At 65.1% G+C, this 17,274-nt stretch carries 17 protein-coding genes and 1 tRNA gene; 12 read left to right on the forward strand and 6 right to left on the reverse strand.

Annotation, left to right across the window (positions count from 1 at the left end; translation table 11 throughout):
* Positions 1–3: 3 nt before the first annotated feature.
* From ACAM58_RS13100 to ACAM58_RS13120, 5 genes are all read left to right on the forward strand, one after another.
* Complete coding sequence (locus ACAM58_RS13100) at positions 4–402, forward strand: hypothetical protein (protein ID WP_369662936.1); 399 nt, start codon at positions 4–6, stop codon at positions 400–402.
* 187 nt (positions 403–589) lie between these two features.
* Positions 590–1,099 carry a hypothetical protein gene (locus ACAM58_RS13105; protein WP_369662937.1) on the forward strand — a complete coding sequence of 170 codons (510 nt, stop codon included), beginning with the start codon at positions 590–592 and terminating at the stop codon, positions 1,097–1,099.
* 163 nt (positions 1,100–1,262) lie between these two features.
* On the forward strand, positions 1,263–1,766 hold the full coding sequence (locus tag ACAM58_RS13110) for an N-acetyltransferase family protein (protein WP_369662938.1): 504 nt from the start codon (positions 1,263–1,265) through the stop codon (positions 1,764–1,766).
* Positions 1,753–2,253 carry a hypothetical protein gene (locus tag ACAM58_RS13115; RefSeq protein ID WP_369662939.1) on the forward strand — a complete coding sequence of 167 codons (501 nt, stop codon included), beginning with the start codon at positions 1,753–1,755 and terminating at the stop codon, positions 2,251–2,253. Before ACAM58_RS13110 ends, ACAM58_RS13115 begins: the two co-directional genes overlap by 14 nt.
* Positions 2,254–2,308: 55 nt before the next feature.
* Positions 2,309–2,767, forward strand: coding sequence for a transcriptional coactivator p15/PC4 family protein (locus tag ACAM58_RS13120; protein WP_369662940.1), 459 nt, complete (start codon positions 2,309–2,311; stop codon positions 2,765–2,767).
* A gap of 524 nt (positions 2,768–3,291) precedes the next feature.
* Here the strand turns inward: ACAM58_RS13120 and ACAM58_RS13125 are convergent.
* Positions 3,292–4,011: a hypothetical protein gene (locus tag ACAM58_RS13125; protein ID WP_369662941.1), complete on the reverse strand. Its 720-nt coding sequence runs from the start codon at positions 4,009–4,011 to the stop codon at positions 3,292–3,294.
* Positions 4,012–4,193: 182 nt separating this feature from the next.
* On the opposite strand from ACAM58_RS13125, the gene ACAM58_RS13130 reads away from it, so the two are divergent.
* Positions 4,194–4,397, forward strand: a complete 204-nt coding sequence (locus ACAM58_RS13130; protein WP_369662942.1) for a hypothetical protein — start codon at positions 4,194–4,196, stop codon at positions 4,395–4,397.
* A gap of 353 nt (positions 4,398–4,750) precedes the next feature.
* Here the strand turns inward: ACAM58_RS13130 and ACAM58_RS13135 are convergent.
* The 3 genes from ACAM58_RS13135 to ACAM58_RS13145 all read right to left on the reverse strand — a co-directional run bounded on the left by ACAM58_RS13135 (position 4,751) and on the right by ACAM58_RS13145 (position 6,254).
* Positions 4,751–4,841, reverse strand: a tRNA-Ser gene (locus ACAM58_RS13135).
* A 24-nt stretch (positions 4,842–4,865) separates the two neighbouring features.
* The gene (locus ACAM58_RS13140; protein ID WP_012747840.1) at positions 4,866–5,795 is read right to left on the reverse strand and encodes an SPFH domain-containing protein; all 930 of its coding nucleotides are present in this window, start codon (positions 5,793–5,795) and stop codon (positions 4,866–4,868) included.
* A 33-nt stretch (positions 5,796–5,828) separates the two neighbouring features.
* Positions 5,829–6,254, reverse strand: a complete 426-nt coding sequence (locus tag ACAM58_RS13145; RefSeq protein WP_369662943.1) for an NfeD family protein — start codon at positions 6,252–6,254, stop codon at positions 5,829–5,831.
* Positions 6,255–6,362: 108 nt separating this feature from the next.
* Between ACAM58_RS13145 and ACAM58_RS13150 the strand changes: the two genes are divergently transcribed.
* Positions 6,363–8,666: an Orn/Lys/Arg decarboxylase N-terminal domain-containing protein gene (locus ACAM58_RS13150; protein WP_369662944.1), complete on the forward strand. Its 2,304-nt coding sequence runs from the start codon at positions 6,363–6,365 to the stop codon at positions 8,664–8,666.
* Positions 8,667–8,699: 33 nt separating this feature from the next.
* Here the strand turns inward: ACAM58_RS13150 and ACAM58_RS13155 are convergent, their stop codons facing one another.
* Entirely contained in the window at positions 8,700–9,551 is an 852-nt protein-coding gene (locus ACAM58_RS13155; protein WP_369662945.1) for a DNA ligase, read from the reverse strand.
* 33 nt (positions 9,552–9,584) lie between these two features.
* Positions 9,585–10,367 (reverse strand): enoyl-ACP reductase FabI, encoded by a 783-nt coding sequence (fabI, locus tag ACAM58_RS13160; protein ID WP_012747844.1) that lies wholly within the window; start codon positions 10,365–10,367, stop codon positions 9,585–9,587.
* Between the two features lie 37 nt (positions 10,368–10,404).
* On the opposite strand from fabI, the gene ACAM58_RS13165 reads away from it, so the two are divergent.
* From ACAM58_RS13165 to ACAM58_RS13185, 5 genes are read left to right on the forward strand one after another with little or no spacing between them, the layout of a single operon-like run.
* The gene (locus tag ACAM58_RS13165; protein WP_369662946.1) at positions 10,405–12,201 is read left to right on the forward strand and encodes an extracellular solute-binding protein; all 1,797 of its coding nucleotides are present in this window, start codon (positions 10,405–10,407) and stop codon (positions 12,199–12,201) included.
* A gap of 27 nt (positions 12,202–12,228) precedes the next feature.
* Complete coding sequence (locus ACAM58_RS13170; RefSeq protein ID WP_369662947.1) at positions 12,229–13,263, forward strand: microcin C ABC transporter permease YejB; 1,035 nt, start codon at positions 12,229–12,231, stop codon at positions 13,261–13,263.
* Complete coding sequence (locus tag ACAM58_RS13175; protein WP_124959587.1) at positions 13,256–14,299, forward strand: ABC transporter permease; 1,044 nt, start codon at positions 13,256–13,258, stop codon at positions 14,297–14,299. The genes ACAM58_RS13170 and ACAM58_RS13175 overlap by 8 nt, the downstream gene beginning before the upstream one ends.
* A complete protein-coding gene (locus ACAM58_RS13180; RefSeq protein WP_369662948.1) occupies positions 14,296–15,930 on the forward strand; it encodes an ABC transporter ATP-binding protein in 1,635 nt (544 codons plus the stop codon). Before ACAM58_RS13175 ends, ACAM58_RS13180 begins: the two co-directional genes overlap by 4 nt.
* Positions 15,931–15,949: 19 nt before the next feature.
* Positions 15,950–17,149 (forward strand): YbfB/YjiJ family MFS transporter, encoded by a 1,200-nt coding sequence (locus ACAM58_RS13185; RefSeq protein WP_307595480.1) that lies wholly within the window; start codon positions 15,950–15,952, stop codon positions 17,147–17,149.
* Positions 17,150–17,274: the final 125 nt, after the last annotated feature.

Raw genomic sequence — 17,274 nt, forward strand, 5'->3', positions numbered from 1 at the left:
TGCATGGCCTCCAAGTTCAAGAAGGACAGGCGCGACGCCGGCCGATTCATCCTGGTGCCCGTGCCAGTGATGGAAAGCGTTCCCTACAAAGCATTGGGCTCTTCCGCGCGGGCTCTGATGTGGGACATTGCCAGCCAATATGTCGGCGAGAACAATGGCCGTCTGCTGGCGGGGTGGAAGTTCATGAGCGAGGAGCGGGGTTGGCGCGGCAAGCACACGCTGATCGACGCGAAGCGCGAATTGCTTCAGTCGGGCTCGCTGGTTGTGGAGACGCGAATGGGCGCCTTCCCCAGCACCTCAGCTTGGTTCGCGTGCACCTGGTGGCCGCTCGACTGGTGCGAGGGGATGGACATGGCAGTCAGAGACTTTCCCCGCGGCCAGTACAAGAGCGTGAAGCCGTGAATGCCGGTGTACATGGCTTCTCTAGATGTTGTGCTGTTCTGGCACTAGGCAAAGGCAAAAAGGGCCTTGCTACAAGTGCTGAAACAGCACCTACGAGCGGATGCCCTAGTGCTGAAACAGCACCTGTAGGGAGCCCTCTTGTGCTGTTTCAGCACCAAGGCCCGCGTTTTCTGAAGGGAGGCGAGGCATGAACACCGAGATCCCGCACCTGAAGATCGAGCAGCTGGAAAACGGCTGCATCCGGCTGGAGAACGAATCGGTGGGCGACAGCTACGTGGTGGACATCCATCCGCTGCATCTCCGCTACATGGCCGAGAAGCTGGGCCTCGTCCGCGAAATGTCTGCATCGGAAGCGGACGCGTTGCGGACGGTGGACAAGCTGGCTCGTCGGCTGAGAGTGCTGCACGAGCGTGTGCTGCAGTTGGATCAGTGGCTGTGGGAGCACCAGGACGCAACGAACGCCGACATCAGCGTCGAAATTTGGTACAGCGCTGGAACGCTCGATCTGTCGAACGAGTTCCAAGCGGAGATGGCCGAATCGCGCGCGGTCGTCACGCCACGTCACGCCGAGTCACGCAGCGCCACGAATGATGATCCGGTTCCTTGCGCGAAACCCAAGACGAACCCGCCAGGAACCCAGCGGGTTCCACGGGTCAGCCTTGCGCCTCAGTTGGACCTTGGGGTTGGCCATGAGTGAAGCACCAATGCCCACCATTGGTGAAAGCAAGACCCCCGAAAGCGGGTGCCTTGAAGTAAGCCCAAAACTGGGTGTCTTCGAACGGTCCCAAAAACGGAACCGTTCCGAAAACGGGACCGTTACCACACACGTCACCGGCCGCGCCGGCCCGGAGGAATTAATCATGACCGCAACCATTGCGCCCATTGCTGGCGCATACGACGGCCTCGTAGAGCCCGCCACCTTGGAAGACGTGCCTCGGCTGGCGCAGATGGGAGAGGAACTGCATGCAAGCTCGGATCACCGGGTGCTGGGCTTCGACCGCCAGAAGGTCGAGCGCCTGCTTGCCACTTTGATTGCCGATCCGAACGGCGTCATCTTCGTCTCGCGACGGGAAAACGTCATCGTCGGCGCATTTGCCGGTGCGGTAGTTCCGAACTGGTTCAGCGATGACCTGATCGGCGTGGACTATTCGTTCTTCGTGCTGCCCGACGCGCGCAAGGACATGCGCGGCACGACATTGATCCTCGCCTTCGTGCGGTGGTGCGAGCGCCGCGGCGCCAGGCAGGTGAAGGTCGGGATTACGACGGGCATTGAGGTTGAAAGCACCTCGCGGCTCTATCGCTCATTGGGTTTCGCCGACGCCGGTGTCGGCTTTTCGAAGGAGGTGAATCATGGGAGTCGTTGAAGGAGGCGTTCTCGCCTATGCCGCTGCCGCGGCCTCTGTCGTCGGCACGGCCGTCTCGGTCTACAGCCAGATGGAGCAGGCCGACCAGGCCGACAAGATCGCCAAGCAGCAGCAGGACCAGGCGCGCGAGGATGCGCAGTTCGCATTGAGCGAGGCGCAACTGCAGGCCAAGGCCATTCGCAAGGCGGCCGACAAGCAGCGGGCCGAAGCGCGCGGCGCGCTCGCAGCGTCCGGGGTCACGGTGGGCGTTGGTACTGCAGAGCAGATCGATGAAGAGATCCAGGCCGGCGGCGAAGAAGACGCGCTCATGGCGATCTATGACGGCACGAACCGCGCTCGAGCGATCAACCAGGGCGGCGAGATCTCTGCATCCCGCAGCCGCAATGCCGCGACCGCTTCCCGCTACGGCGCCGCAACCTCTGCGCTGCAGGGTGGGGCGGGGGCGGCGCGCGGCTGGACTATGAGCGCGGCAAAGGCATCCAAATGATCCATCGCGAGAGCCTCGCACGCGGCGTGCTGCGCGTTCTGAAAGCGGTGGGTCAATGATGTCGCCGGAACGAGCGGCGGAACTCACCGCAAGCCGCAACAGCCTCACCGCGTCCATTCAGGCGCTAAAGGACGCGCCGCCCCAGGATGATGGAACCAAGAAGGCGAAGCGGGCGATCAAGGACTGGCAGTTTGATTTGTCTGGCTTCGAACGAATGGTGGCGCAGATCGACGGCATGCTGGCCGCCAAAACCCCAAGGGAGCCACCTGCGCCCGAGGTGGTGCCCTGGGTCCAGATGGGAACCACAATCGCGGCGATTCCGAAAGGCCGACGCGCGGAGCTTCGGGTGTCGGTGAACGAGTGGAGGGGGCTTCGAACCGTCGATCTGCGGCTTTGGTTCATGCCGAAGGACGGCGGCGCGTGGGGTCCAAGTCGCAAGGGGGTTGCGATTGACGCGGCGAAGGTGGATGCGCTGCTTGAGGCGCTGACGCTGGCAAAGAAGCACCTTCAGTGAGGGGGCGTTATAGCCTCGAAGCGATCATTCCGACAGCTCGCTTACGTGCGGCTCAAAACCGAGCCACATGAAGAAGAACCCAAGCGCGAGTGCTGAAGCGATACCTGCTATCCACCCCAGCCATTGGCGCCTAAATGCAGTGCCGGTCTCCCATCCGAGCCAGCCGCCCAGGAGCATAGAGGCGAACAGCAACAACTCGGAGACGACGCCGTGCAATGCCGAGCGCACACACGACCGGAGCGGCCAGGAGGCAGAAAGGCTGCAGCCGATGAGTGAACCTAGTATCAACAGCACTACGGCTGAGCCCACGAGCTTCCAATGAAACGGTTTCACTAGCCTCCTGCTTCGGTCATAGATGCCGCCTTGCGGTCGCGCGCTCTCCCTCTCGCCCGCGCGCGCATTTTCACATGTAAGCGCTTGGAATGAGCGCCTCAAACGATCTGGTCGTCGTTTCCACTCTCGGACCGCAACACCCTAGGCTGAATAGAGGGGTGGATGCTCAGCCCACACGAAACCCTTTTTGATCAGATCACGAACTTCCCGCTTGGCCTGCTTCGAGGGTCCGGCAAGTTGATAGGGGTCAAACTCTTCCGGACATTGTCGAACCTGGCTTGGTCTGCTTGCTTGAAGTCGATGTCTGCCATTAGTCCGATTGCCTGCCCCTGCACTGATTTCGGAATCGTTTGATCGCTTTGTAGAAATGCAACGAGCTTGGCGATGCGCTCAGCCGGGGGTGTCTCGATCTGACCGAACATGTCGTGATTGGAGAGATGCTCGTCAATTGCTGGGCCAACCTTCGATTCGCAAAGTTCCACGAGCTGTATCACGTATGTCAGGGGTGATTTGAGCTGCGTCGTCCCACTGCGATTCGTGACAGCCGGTGCGTGGAGCATTGGGAAGTTTTCCCAGAAATCAGCTCGAGCTGAAATGTCCTCGTTGCGGTGAACGATCGCATTTCGTAACTCGCGTAGATAGCGCAAGTTCGCCGCGCCATCTTCTAGGCCAGCCGCGACTAGGCGTGAACACAGCAGCGCATTGAACGCTGGGCCGTCTTTGCTTTCCGTAACTACATCAACTGCAGACATCAGCGAGACAAAGTACTGTGAATACCCATACCGCAGTTGGCGCTGTTGCTCAGCACTCAATGGCGCGCGGAGACTGAGCACAGTAGCAAGGGACAGCGCTTTTGCCTCGAAGTACCAGGTTATGGCGCCGAGAAGCTCAAGGCGGTCTTCGTCGTTCATAGAGTTCTTCATACGTCATCGTGGAGTGGTTGTTGGTATATCGCCTCCCCTCAATGTAGCCCGGCTGCCGGAGGTCGGAGGCCGCCGCAACAGCATTGATCATGCGGTCGCAACGATGCCGCATTGATCACGCGGCACCGGTTGGCATCCGCACCATCGCGGATGCCCGCCAGAATGGACGGATGACCACCTACCATCAGTACGCCTCGGCACTTCGCCAGTTCGAAGGAGCCGTAAGCCACTTCATGCAGCGGACGGATTACTCGACGATTGGCTTCCCCGAGCCTGGCCACGAAGGCAGGCCCGAACTGGAGAACACATTTCTCCAGATGCGGCAGGCGCTGGTCGAGCTTGAGCGCGTGTTCAAGATAGAAGCTGCCGGGTAGACGTTGCGAAGTCTTAGCCTTTGAGGCTGTTGCGAGCGAATCGGCCTTGGCTACCTACTGGCACTACTGCCGAGACGTATTGAAGGGTGGGCGGCCGCTGCAGGCCGGCAATTATTCGCACTAGAACCGCATTTCGGTTGTCGGCAGCTCTTGTTTGCCGCAGACGTGTCGGGTTCAGTACATGTCTTGCTGCCGCCGAGCGCACGAACTCGCATCTAGGGAAGCGCAAGCGACCAAAAGGGCGAAGGCATCTGCCGCGCGAACAAAAAACCCATCAAGCATTTCTGCGTTGATGGGTTTGATGTGGGGTAAATATGCTAATGGGCTGGAAACCCGCATGAAACCTAGTTCTCTGGCGGAGCAGGCGGGATTCGAACCCGCGGAGGGCTATTAACCCTCACACGCTTTCCAGGCGTGCGACTTAAACCGCTCATCCACCGCTCCTGAGCCCTCGATTGTAGCAGTCGCTCAGGCCGGATTCTGCGGCTTGCCGGCCTGGACCATGCGCATCGCGGAGGCGATGAGGGCGGCGGTTTCGGTCATGTTGCTGGGCACGATCAGCGTGGTCTTGGAATCGGCCGCGACCTTGCCGTAGGCGTCGACCGCGCGCTCGGCCACCTTGAGCTGCACGGCCTGTTCGCCGCCGGGCTGGCGGATGGCGGCTGCCACGCGTTCGATGGCGTCGGCCGTGGCGGTGGCCACGGCCGTGATGGCGGCGGCCTCGCCCTGGGCATTGTTGATCTGGGCCTGCTTCTCGCCTTCGGAGCGGGCGATGAAGGCCTCGCGCTCGCCGGTGGCGATGTTGATCTGTTCCTGGCGGCGGCCTTCGGAGGCGGCGATGAGGGCACGCTTGCCGCGCTCGGCGGTGATCTGCGCCTGCATGGCCAGCAGGATTTCCTTGGGCGGCGTCAGGTCCTTGATCTCGTAGCGCAGCACCTTCACGCCCCAGTTGAGCGCCGCCTCGTCGATGGCCGCGACCACCTGCGCGTTGATGACGTCGCGCTCCTCGAAGGTCTTGTCGAGTTCGAGCTTGCCGATCACGCTGCGCAGCGACGTTTGCGCCAGCTGCGTCACGGCCACGATGTAGTTCGACGAGCCGTAGCTCGCGCGCATCGGGTCGGTCACCTGGAAGTACAGGATGCCGTCGACCTGCAGCTGGGTGTTGTCGCGCGTGATGCAGATCTGGCTCGGCACGTCGAGCGGGATTTCCTTCAGGCTGTGCTTGTAGGCGACCCGGTCGATGAACGGGATCAGGAAGTTGGGGCCGGGCGTCATGGTGCCGTGGTACTTGCCCAGGCGCTCGCGCACCCAGGCGTTCTGCTGCGGCACGAACTTGACCGACTGGCTGATGAAGATGATCGCGATGACCAGGATGATGATGGGGACCGAAAATTCCATGGTTTTCTCCTCTAGGGTTCTGTTCTGTTCTGATCAGGTCTTGTCGACCACGAGGCGGCTGCCGACCACCTCGACCACGCGGTGCTCGCCGGTGGTGGGGGCCTGGCCCGAGCGCGGGATCACGGTCCACTGGGCGCCGCGGTAGCGAACGGTGGCGGTGCCGTCGGGGTTCCAGGCCTCGACGTGGATGATCTCGCCGATGTCCAGATTGACATCGCGGTTCGATGTCGTAGGCGGTGCGGCCGGGCGGCGGCGCTGAACGGCATACCAGACCAGGACCGCGCCCACGCCCACGACGGCCGCCACCACCAGTTGCGCGACGGTGCCGGCGCCCAGATGCGCCGCAATGGCCGCCGCTGCGAAACCGGTCGCCAGCAGCAACAGGTAGACCGTGCCGGAAAGCAACTCCAGCACGATGGCGGCCCCCGCTATCAGCCACCAGATGGTGGAATTCGCCATGACTTCTCCTCTTTGGTGAATGCACGACATTCTGTGTCAAAACCTGACTCAATCCTTCATCCGAATTCCGTACACTTCGCGCCTCATTGCCTGTCCGGAGCCCTGCCCATGAAATTTCGCTTCCCCATCGTCATCATCGACGAGGACTTCCGCTCCGAAAACACTTCGGGCCTCGGCATTCGCGCGCTTGCGCAGGCCATCGAGACGGAGGGCTTCGAGGTGCTGGGCGTCACGAGCTACGGGGACCTGAGCCAGTTCGCGCAGCAGCAAAGCCGCGCCAGCGCCTTCATCCTGTCGATCGACGACGAGGAATTCACGGTCGGCCCCGACCTCGATCCCGCGGTGCTGAGCCTGCGCAACTTCATCGGCGAGGTGCGGCGCAAGAACGCCGACGTGCCGATCTACATCTACGGCGAAACCAAGACCTCGCGCCACATTCCCAACGACATCCTGCGCGAGCTGCACGGCTTCATCCACATGTTCGAGGACACGCCGGAGTTCGTGGCGCGCCACATCATCCGCGAGGCCAAGAGCTACCTCGAAGGCGTGCAGCCGCCGTTCTTCAAGGCGCTGATCGACTACGCCGAAGACGGCTCGTACTCGTGGCACTGCCCGGGCCATTCGGGCGGCGTGGCGTTCCTGAAGAGCCCCGTGGGCCAGATGTTCCACCAGTTCTTCGGCGAGAACATGCTGCGCGCCGACGTCTGCAACGCGGTGGAAGAACTCGGCCAGCTGCTCGACCACACCGGCCCGGTGGCGGCCAGCGAACGCAACGCCGCGCGCATCTTCAACGCCGACCATTGCTTCTTCGTGACCAACGGCACCAGCACCAGCAACAAGATGGTCTGGCACCACACGGTGGCGCCCGACGACGTGGTGGTGGTCGACCGCAACTGCCACAAGTCGATCTTGCACGCGATCATCATGACCGGCGCGATCCCGGTGTTCATGAAGCCCACGCGCAACCACTTCGGCATCATCGGACCGATTCCGAAGAGCGAGTTCGAGCAGAGCGCCATCAAGGCCAAGATCAAGGCCAACCCGCTCTTGGCCGACGTGGATCCCAACAAGGTCAAGCCGCGCGTGATGACGCTCACCCAGTCGACCTACGACGGCGTGATCTACAACACCGAGACCATCAAGAACATGCTCGACGGCTACGTCGACACGCTGCATTTCGACGAGGCCTGGCTGCCGCATGCGGCCTTCCACCCGTTCTACGGCGCCTATCACGCGATGGGCAAGCGCCGCGTGCGGCCCAAGGAGTCGCTGGTGTTTGCCACGCAGTCGACCCACAAGCTGCTCGCGGGCATCAGCCAGGCCAGCCACGTGCTGGTGCAGGACTCGCAGAACCGTGCGCTCGACCGCGACCTGTTCAACGAGGCCTACCTGATGCACTCGTCGACCAGCCCGCAGTACGCGATCATCGCGAGCTGCGACGTGGCCGCCGCCATGATGGAGCCGCCCGGCGGCACCGCGCTGGTGGAAGAGAGCATCCTGGAGGCGCTCGACTTCCGCCGTGCCATGCGCAAGGTGGAAGACGAATTCGGCAAGGACGAGTGGTGGTTCAAGGTCTGGGGCCCCGAGAAGCTCGTCGACGAAGGCATCGGCCGCGCCGAAGACTGGATCATGACGGGCGAGAAGAACGGCAAGCAGAGCAAGAACAAGAAGTCGCCGCGCAACTGGCACGGCTTCGGCGAACTGGCCGACGGCTTCAACATGCTCGACCCGATCAAGTCGACCATCGTGACGCCGGGCCTCGACCTGGAAGGCAACTTTGCCGAGACCGGCATTCCCGCCAGCGTGGTGACCAAGTTCCTGGCCGAACACGGCGTGATCGTGGAGAAGACCGGGCTCTACAGCTTCTTCATCATGTTCACCATCGGCATCACCAAGGGCCGCTGGAACACGCTGCTCACGGCGCTGCAGCAGTTCAAGGACGACTACGCGCGCAACCAGCCGATGTGGCGCATCCTGCCGGAGTTCTGCCAGCAGCACCCCGGCTACGAACGCCTGGGCCTGCGCGACCTGTGCCAGCACATCCACCAGCTCTACGCACGCTACGACGTGGCGCGCCTGACGACCGAGATGTACCTGAGCGACCTCACGCCCGCCATGAAGCCGAGCGACGCCTTCGCCCACATTGCGCACCGCAAGACCGAACGCGTGGAGATCGACGAGCTCGAAGGCCGCATCACCACGAGCCTGATCACGCCGTACCCGCCGGGCATTCCGCTCCTGATTCCGGGCGAGGTGTTCAACAAGAAGATCGTCGACTACCTCCGGTTCTCGCGCGAGTTCAACTCGCAGTGCCCGGGCTTCGAGACCGACATCCACGGCCTGGTGGCGCGCATCGACGAAACCGGTAAGAAGCGCTACTACGCGGACTGCGTGGCCGCGCCGAAGAAGTAGGCGGCAAGAAGCGGGGAGGGCGCGCGCCGCGCTTCAGGAGGGCCGGTCGCTGCGCACCCGCATGAAGCGCGCGAACCTGGGCAAGCCGCCCGGGTTGGTGCCGTTGTAGCGGTAGGTCACCCAGCTGCCGATGGCGGGCGGGTTCTCGCGCTCGGCATCGGTCAGGCCGCTGCCGAGCTTGAAGCGCTTGCCCTCGGGAGTTTCGACCAGCAGCGCGCCCAACCGGCCGCTGTGCCGGCCCTTGCCGGGCATGTGGCCGACCACGCGGGCCTCGGCGTCATCGTGGGTCTTGACCTTGAGCAGGTCGCTGTTGCGCTCGGCGCGGTAGAGCGATCCGCCCCGGTGCAGCATCAGGCCCTCGCCGCCCATCTTCACGGTCTTGGCGAGCAGGGCCTGCAGATCCGCATGGGTGGTGGCGCGCTCCTGCGGCACGGGCACCACCCACGGCGCATCGGTGATCGGCAGCAGCTTGCGCAAGACGGCCAGCCGCGCCGTGAAATCGCCGCCCTGGGCCGGGAGGTCGAACACCATGAAGCGCATGCTGTGCCAGGCGGTGTCGTTGGGCGTCTGGCTGCGCACGGTGGAAACCGCATGCGCGAACTGGCCCCTGCCGGCCCACAGCTCGCCGTCGAGCGGCTGCTTGGGCAACGGCGCGATGAACCAGGCGGGCGCCACCACCGGTTCGCCGCCACGCGTCCACAGCTGCTTGCCGTCCCAGTAGCCGCGCACGCCGTCGAATTTTTCGCTGACCCAGTAGTCGTCCAGCGACATGCCGGGGCGGTAGACCTCGGCCAGCATCAAGGCCGGCGCGGTCTCGCGCGCGGCGGCCACGCGGGCCGCCAGCGCGCCGAGGCCGGCGAGCAGGAGGGAACGTCTGTTCAGCAAGAGGCCGCTGCCGATCGATTACTCGGCCGAGGATTACTCGGCCATGCCCGCCACGACGTTGCTGAAGCCGCCGTCCACATAGGTGATCTCGGCGGTGACGCCGCTGGCCAGGTCGCTCAGCAGGAAGGCAGCCACGTTGCCGACTTCCTCGATGGTCACGTTGCGGCGGATGGGCGAGGCGTCGGCCACGGCGGACAGCATCTTGCCGAAGCCCTTGATGCCGCTGGCCGCCAGCGTCTTGATCGGCCCGGCGCTGATGCCGTTGACCCGCATGCCCTTGGGGCCGAGCGAAGCCGCGGTGTAGCGCACCGAGGCCTCGAGCGAGGCCTTGGCCAGCCCCATGGTGTTGTAGTTGGGCAGCGCGCGCTCGGCGCCCAGGTAGGTCAGCGTGAGGAGCGCCGACTTGTCGTTGAGATAGGGCAGGGCCGCCTTGGCCATGGCCGGGAAGCTGTAGGCGCTGATGTCGTGCGCAATCTTGAAGCCCTCGCGCGACAAGCCTTCGAGGAAGTCGCCCGCAATGGCCTCGCGCGGCGCAAAGCCGATGCTGTGCACGAACCCGTCGAACCTGGGCCACGCCTGCGCCAGATCGGCAAAGAGCTTGTCGATCTGCGCGTCGTCGCCCACGTCGCAGTCAAAAATAAGCTTGGAGCCGAAGTCCGCGGCGAATTCGGTGATACGGTCCTTGAATCGCTCGCCGACGTAGCTGAAAGCAAGCTCGGCGCCTTGTTCGTGACAGGCCTTGGCTATGCCGTAGGCAATGGAGCGATTGCTCAACACGCCGGTGATCAACAGTTTTTTGCCGGAAAGAAAGCCCATGAAGTTGCCTCGTGAAAATCTTGGGCAGAATTCTCGCATGCGGGTTTGGCTGCTTCTTTTTCTGGCGCTCTCGGCGGCTCCTTCATGGGCCGCCCATGCCTACGCGCAGTTCGGCGACATCAAGTACCCGCCCGGCTTCACCCACTTCAGCTACGTCAATCCGAACGCGCCCAAGGGCGGCGAGATCCGGATGGTGCCGCCCACGCGGCCCACCAACTTCGACAAGCTCAACCCGTTCACGCTCAAGGGCACGGCGCCTTCGGGCATCGGCTCGCTGATGTTCGAGAGCCTGATGACGGGCAATTCCGAAGAGCCGACCACGGTCTATGGCCTGCTTGCCGAAGACGTCGAGGTGGCGCCCGACCGCCTTTCGGCCACCTTCCGCCTGAACCCCAAGGCGCGCTTCAACGACGGCTCGCCGGTGCTGGCGGCCGACGTGGTGCATTCGTTCAACACCCTGACCGGCCCGCTGGCCGCGCCGCAGTACCGCACCATCTACGCCGAAGTGAAGAAGGCGACAGCCACCAGCGAGCGCGTCGTGCGCTTCGACTTCGCGAGTCCGAACCGCGAGCTGCCGCTGGTGATTGGCGGCATGGCGGTCTTCAGCCGCCAATGGGGCGGGGGCAAGCCCTTCGACCAGATCGTCACCGAGATGCCGATCGGCTCCGGCCCCTACAAGCCGGCCAGCGACCGCCTGGGCCGCGACATCACCTACGTGCGCCGCGCCGACTACTGGGGCGCCGACCTGCCGGTGCGCAAGGGGCTGTACAACTTCGATCGCATCACCTTCCGGGTCTACCTGGACGAAACCGCGCGCTTCGAGGGCCTGAAGGCCGGGGAGTTCGACTTCATGCGCGAATTCACCTCGCGCAACTGGGCGCGCCAGTACAAGGGCAGGCAGTTCGACAGCGGCGAGATCGTCAAGCGCGCCTTCGAGAACCACAACCCCGGCGATTTCCAGGGCTATGTGTTCAACATCCGCAAGGACAAATTCAAGGACGTGCGCGTGCGCCAGGCCATTGGTTTGGCCATGGATTTCGAGTGGCTCAACCGCCAGCTGTTCTACGGCCTCTACACGCGGGTGCAGGGCTACTTTCCGAACAGCGAGTTCCACGCCGAGGGCCTGCCCAAGCCCGACGAACTGGCGCTGATGGAGCCGCTGCGCAGCAAGCTCAAGCCCGAGGTGTTCGGCCCGGCCCCGCAGCCGCCGAGCACGGCGCCGCCCAACAGCCTGCGCGAGAACCTGCGCAAGGCGAGGGCGCTGCTGGAGGAGGCCGGCTGGACCTACCGCGGCGGCGCGCTGCGCAACGCGAAGAACGAGGCCTTCACGATCGAGTTCCTCAATGACCAGCCCGGGCTGATCCGCGTCGTGACACCGCTGCAGACGGCGCTGCGCAAGCTCGGCATCGAGATGACGTTCCGCACGGTCGATTTCTCGCTCTCGCAGCAGCGCATGCAGAACTTCGATTTCGAGATGACCTCGCTGCGCCTGCCCGGCAACAGCGCGCCGGGCGGCGAACTGCTCGAGCTGTTCGGCTCCAAGGCGGCCGACACGACGGGCTCGTCCAATATCTGGGGCATTGCCGATCCGGCGGTCGACGCAGTGGTCGGCAAGGTGCTGGCGGCCACCACGCGGCCCGAGCTGGCCACGGCCATGCGCGTGCTCGACCGGGTGCTCTCCAACGGCTACTACTCGATTCCGCAGTACTACGGCAATGCGTTCCTGGTCGGCTACCGGCCGGCGCCGTTCGTGCTGCCGCCGACCATTCCGCCGTACTACGATGCCGGCGACTGGGCGCTCACCACGTGGTGGGCTTCGCCCATCAACAAATGACGCGGCCGCACCGGACATGAACACCGAATGACCAGCTACATCCTCAAGCGCCTGCTGCTGATGATCCCCACGCTGCTGGGCGTGCTCGTCATCACCTTCGGCGTGATCCAGTTCGTGCCGGGCGGCCCGGTCGAGCAGATGGTGGCGCAGTTGCAGGGGCGCGATTCGGGTGGCGAGCGGGCCGCGGCCAGCGGCGCCGGCTACCGCGGCCGCCAGGGACTCGACCCGCAGCGCGTCGAGGACATCCGCAAGCTCTACGGCTTCGACAAGCCCGCCCACGAGCGCCTGTGGACCATGCTGAAGTCGTTCGCACGCTTCGACCTGGGCACCAGCTTCTACCAGCGCAAGGACGTCTGGCAGCTCATCAAGGAGAAGATGCCGGTGTCGATCAGCCTCGGCCTCTGGACCTTCTTCATCAGCTACCTGATCGCGGTGCCGCTCGGCGTGGCCAAGGCGGTGAGGGCCGGCACGCGCTTCGACTTCATCACCACGCTGATCGTGCTGGTCGGCTATGCCATTCCGGGCTTCGTGCTGGGGGTGGCGCTGCTCGTGATCTTCGGCGGGCAGCTGCAGTGGTTTCCGCTGCGCGGCCTCACGTCGCCCAATTGGGAGAGCATGAACTGGGGCGCGCGCATCGTCGACTACCTGTGGCACATCGCGCTGCCGGTGACGTCGATGGTGCTCGGCAGCTTTGCCGTCACCGCCATGCTCACGAAGAATTCCTTCCTCGAGGAAATCCGCAAGCAGTACGTGCTGACGGCACGTGCCAAGGGGCTGTCGCAGCGGCAGGTGCTCTGGAAGCATGTGTTCCGCAACGCGCTGATCCCGATCATCACGGGCTTTCCGTCGGCCTTCATCGGTGCGTTCTTCACCGGCTCGCTGCTGATCGAGACGCTGTTCACGCTCGACGGCCTGGGCCTGCTGAGCTACGAGAGCGTGATCCGCCGCGACTATCCCGTGGTGCTGGGCACGCTCTACCTGTTCACGCTGATCGGCCTGGTCACCAAGCTGATTTCCGACCTCTGCTACGTCTGGGTCGATCCGAGGGTCAAGTTTGACTAGCGCCGCCGTTGTTTCCGCGAGCCCGGGCCGCCGCGCCTGGCGCCGCTTCCGCCGCAATCCGCTGGGGTTCTGGAGCCTGGTCGTCTTCTCGATCCTGGTGGTGCTGAGCCTGTTCGCCGAACTGCTGTCCACCGAGAAGCCGCTGGTCGTGCGCTACGCCGGGCAGACCTACTTTCCCGTGCTGCGCGACTACTCCGAGAAAACCTTCGGCGGCGACTTCGAAACGCCCGCCGACTACCTCGACCCGTTCATCCAGAAGCGCATCACCGAGGGCGCCAACTGGGCGCTCTATGCACCCAACCGCTACGGCCCGCGCACGCTGAACTACTTCGCCTCCCAGCCCAATCCCGCGGCGCCTTCGCGCGAGAACTTCTTCGGCACCGACGACCGCGGCCGCGACCTGCTCGCGCAGCTGATCTACGGCTTTCGCGTGAGCGTGCTGTTCGGCCTGGCGCTGACCGTCATTGGCACCGTGCTGGGCGTGGCGGCGGGGGCGGTGCAGGGCTACTTCGCGGGCAAGATCGACCTCGCGTTCCAGCGCTTCATCGAGATCTGGGCCTCGATGCCCGAGCTCTACCTGCTGATCATCTTCAGCGCCATCTTCGCGCCCAGCGTGGCGCTGCTGCTGATCCTGCTGAGCCTGTTCGGCTGGATGGGCCTGGCCGACTACGTGCGCGCCGAATTCCTGCGCAACCGCCAGATGGACTACGTGCGCGCCGCGCGCGCCTTGGGCGTGGGCAACCTGCAGATCATGTGGCGCCACATCCTGCCCAACAGCATGGTGCCGGTCGTCACCTTCCTGCCGTTTCGCATGAGCGCGGCCATCCTGGCGCTCACTTCGCTCGATTTCCTGGGCCTGGGCGTGCCGCCGGGCACGCCGTCGCTCGGCGAACTGCTGAGCCAGGGCAAGGCCAACATCGACGCCTGGTGGATCTCTCTTTCGACCTTCGGCGTGCTGGTCGTGACGCTGATGCTGCTCACCTTCATGGGCGACGCGCTGCGCGATGCCCTCGATCCGCGGAAGGCCGACAAGTGAGCCAAATCAAGCATCTCCAGCCGCTGCTGGACGTGAAAGACCTGCGCGTGGCCTTCGGCGGCAAGGAGGTGGTGCATGGCATCGACTTCCGCATTGCCGCGGGCGAGAAGCTCGCGCTGGTCGGCGAATCGGGTTCGGGCAAGACCGTGACGGCGCTGTCGCTGCTGCGCCTGGCGCAGAACGCCGACGTGGCCGGCACCGCGACCTTGTTCGGCTCCGCAGATGCGCCAAGCGGGCGCGACCTGCTCTCGATTCCCGAACGGGCGCTGCGCGGCATCCGCGGCAAGGAGATCGCGATGATCTTCCAGGAGCCGATGACCGCCCTCAACGCGCTCTACACCGTGGGCGACCAGATCGCCGAGGTGCTCGAACTGCACGAGGGCCTGTCGGCGCGCGCGGCCCAGGCGGCCGCCGTGCAGCTGCTGGCCGACACCGGCATTCCGGAGCCGGCGCGGCGGGCGAGGGCGTTTCCGCACCAGCTCTCGGGCGGCCAGCGCCAGCGCGCGATGATCGCCATGGCGCTCGCCTGCAAGCCGCGCCTGCTGTTGGCCGACGAGCCGACCACCGCGCTCGACGTCACGGTGCGCGCGCAGATCCTCGAGCTGCTCGCCGATCTGCAGCGCAAGCATGGCATGGCCGTGCTGCTCATCACGCACGACCTCAACCTGGTGCGCCGCTTCGCCGACCGGATTGCCGTGATGGAAGACGGCCACGTGGTGGAGCAGGGCGCCGTGGCGGCCGTGTTCGAGGCGCCGCAGCACGCCTACACCCGCAAGCTGATCGACAGCCATCCGCAGCGCGATGTCATCGCCGTGCCCGCGGGTGCCGGCGCGCGGCCGGTGCTCGAGGCCACGGGCCTGCGTGTGAGCTACCCCGTGCCGCGGCCCGGTTTTGCCGGCTGGTTCCGCAAGGGCGAATTCATTGCGGTGCAGAACGCGGATTTCCGCATCGCACCGGGCGAAACGCTGGGCGTGGTCGGCGAGTCCGGATCGGGCAAGTCCACGCTGGCGCTGGCCGCCCTCGGGCTGCTGAAGCACCAGGGTGCGCTCAAGGTGGATGGCAAGGGCTGGGCGGTGGACCGAAGCTCCGACCTGGCCTTGCGCCGGGTCATGCAGGTGGTTTTCCAGGACCCGTTCTCCTCGCTCTCGCCGCGCATGACGGTCGAGCAGATCGTGGGCGAGGGGTTGCGCGTGCACGCGCCTGAGCTCGACACGGCGCAGCGCCGCGCGCGGGCGCTGGCGGCGCTGGCCGACGTGGGCCTGGGCGAGGCGCAGTTTCCCTCGCTGCTCGACCGCTATCCGCACGAGTTCTCGGGCGGACAGCGCCAGCGGCTCGCGATCGCGCGCGCGCTCATCGTCGATCCGCAGCTGCTGGTGCTCGACGAACCCACCAGCGCGCTCGACGTGACGATCCAGAAGCAGGTGCTGGGCCTCTTGCAGCGCCTGCAGCGCGAGCGCGGCCTGAGCTACCTGCTGATCACGCACGACGTCGAGGTGATCCGCGCCATGGCGCACCAGGTCATCGTGATGAAGGACGGCGCCATCCTCGAAGCCGGCGCCGTGGAGCGCGTACTCGACGCGCCCGAGCACCCCTACACCAAGAAACTGGTGGCCGCCGCGCTGCTGGAATAGAACAACGGAATCGCAGGAAATGTCGGATATCGGACGGGACAGGCGCGGTGCCTGGCGCGCGGCACTGGCGTGCATGGTGACCTTGGCCGTTGCCATGGGCCTGGGGCGCTTTGCCTTCACGCCCATGCTGCCGATCATGTTGCACGAGGGAAAGCTCCAGCTCGAGGCCGGCGGCGTGCTGGCTTCGCTCAATTACCTCGGTTACTTTCTGGGCGCGGTCAGTTGCGCGGCCATCGGCATCCAGGCCAAGCGCATGGTGCGCGGCGGCCTGGTGGCCACGGCGGCGCTGCTGGTGGGCATGGGGGTGCTCCACAGCTTCACGAGCTGGGGCATCCTGCGCACCGCGGCCGGCGTGATGAGCGCCTGGGTCTTCGTCTTTGCGTCGGGATGGGGGCTGCGGCGGCTCGCCGAAACCCATTCCCCGGCGCTGGCCGGCGTGATCTACACCGGCCCCGGCATCGGCATCGCGATGACCGGCCTGCTCGGCGGCGCCCTGGGGCGCTGGGGTTCCGAGGCGGGATGGATCGGCCTGGGCCTGCTGGCGGTGGTGCTGGTGGCGCTGATCTGGCGCGTGTTCGACGATGGCGAACTGCCCTCGGGGCAAGGCTCCGCGGGCGCGCCTTCCGCCCAGGCCGGTGCGGCCGCGTCGCCTTCCGCGCGCAGCGACGCCGTCTGGCTGGTCGCGCTCTATGGGCTGGCCGGCTTCGGCTACATCATCACCGCCACCTTCCTGCCGGTGATCGCGCGCCAGGCACTGCCGGGCTCGCCGTGGCCCGACTTCTTCTGGCCGCTGTTCGGGCTGGCGATCATCCCCGGCGCGCTGATCGGCGCCCGCGCGCCCGTGCACTGGGACAACCGGCTGCTGCTGGCCGCGGCCTATGCGCTGCAGGCGCTGGGCGTGGTGCTGTCGGTGGCCTGGCCCACCATCACCGGCTTTGCGCTCGGCAGCCTGCTGCTGGGCATGCCTTTCACGGCCATCACACTTTTTGCGATGCGGGATGCGCGCCGGCTGCGCGGCAATGCCGCAGCCGGGCTGATCGGCTATGCGACCGCTTCCTATGGCGTCGGGCAGATCATCGGCCCGCTGTTTGCGGCGCCGCTGGCCCAGCGGACCGGGTCTTTCGAGCTCCCGCTGCTGGTGGCGGCCGCCGCCTTGGCGCTCGGTTCGGTGCTGTTTGCCGTCGTCTGGTCAAAATCCCGGCGCAAAGTGGCGCTTTGAGCAGCCCAAGCCACTTCATTTATCACGGGAATAGCATATAATTCGAGGCTCACGACCAAACGGGCGGGTACCAACCGCCCGTTTTTTTTGGTCTATGCAATTTCGATGCGTGACACCCGTGGCGG

Source organism: Variovorax sp. V116 (genome assembly GCF_041154435.1).
Lineage (GTDB): Bacteria > Pseudomonadota > Gammaproteobacteria > Burkholderiales > Burkholderiaceae_C > Variovorax > Variovorax paradoxus.

Coding starts and splice junctions, on each gene's coding strand:
- ACAM58_RS13100 (WP_369662936.1), top strand. CDS start 4: ATGGCCTCCAAGTTCAAGAAGGACAGGCGCGACGCCGGCCGATTCATC.
- ACAM58_RS13105 (WP_369662937.1), top strand. CDS start 590: ATGAACACCGAGATCCCGCACCTGAAGATCGAGCAGCTGGAAAACGGC.
- ACAM58_RS13110 (WP_369662938.1), top strand. CDS start 1,263: ATGACCGCAACCATTGCGCCCATTGCTGGCGCATACGACGGCCTCGTA.
- ACAM58_RS13115 (WP_369662939.1), top strand. CDS start 1,753: ATGGGAGTCGTTGAAGGAGGCGTTCTCGCCTATGCCGCTGCCGCGGCC.
- ACAM58_RS13120 (WP_369662940.1), top strand. CDS start 2,309: ATGATGTCGCCGGAACGAGCGGCGGAACTCACCGCAAGCCGCAACAGC.
- ACAM58_RS13125 (WP_369662941.1), bottom strand. CDS start 4,011: ATGAACGACGAAGACCGCCTTGAGCTTCTCGGCGCCATAACCTGGTAC.
- ACAM58_RS13130 (WP_369662942.1), top strand. CDS start 4,194: ATGACCACCTACCATCAGTACGCCTCGGCACTTCGCCAGTTCGAAGGA.
- ACAM58_RS13140 (WP_012747840.1), bottom strand. CDS start 5,795: ATGGAATTTTCGGTCCCCATCATCATCCTGGTCATCGCGATCATCTTC.
- ACAM58_RS13145 (WP_369662943.1), bottom strand. CDS start 6,254: ATGGCGAATTCCACCATCTGGTGGCTGATAGCGGGGGCCGCCATCGTG.
- ACAM58_RS13150 (WP_369662944.1), top strand. CDS start 6,363: ATGAAATTTCGCTTCCCCATCGTCATCATCGACGAGGACTTCCGCTCC.
- fabI (WP_012747844.1), bottom strand. CDS start 10,367: ATGGGCTTTCTTTCCGGCAAAAAACTGTTGATCACCGGCGTGTTGAGC.
- ACAM58_RS13165 (WP_369662946.1), top strand. CDS start 10,405: ATGCGGGTTTGGCTGCTTCTTTTTCTGGCGCTCTCGGCGGCTCCTTCA.
- ACAM58_RS13170 (WP_369662947.1), top strand. CDS start 12,229: ATGACCAGCTACATCCTCAAGCGCCTGCTGCTGATGATCCCCACGCTG.
- ACAM58_RS13185 (WP_307595480.1), top strand. CDS start 15,950: ATGTCGGATATCGGACGGGACAGGCGCGGTGCCTGGCGCGCGGCACTG.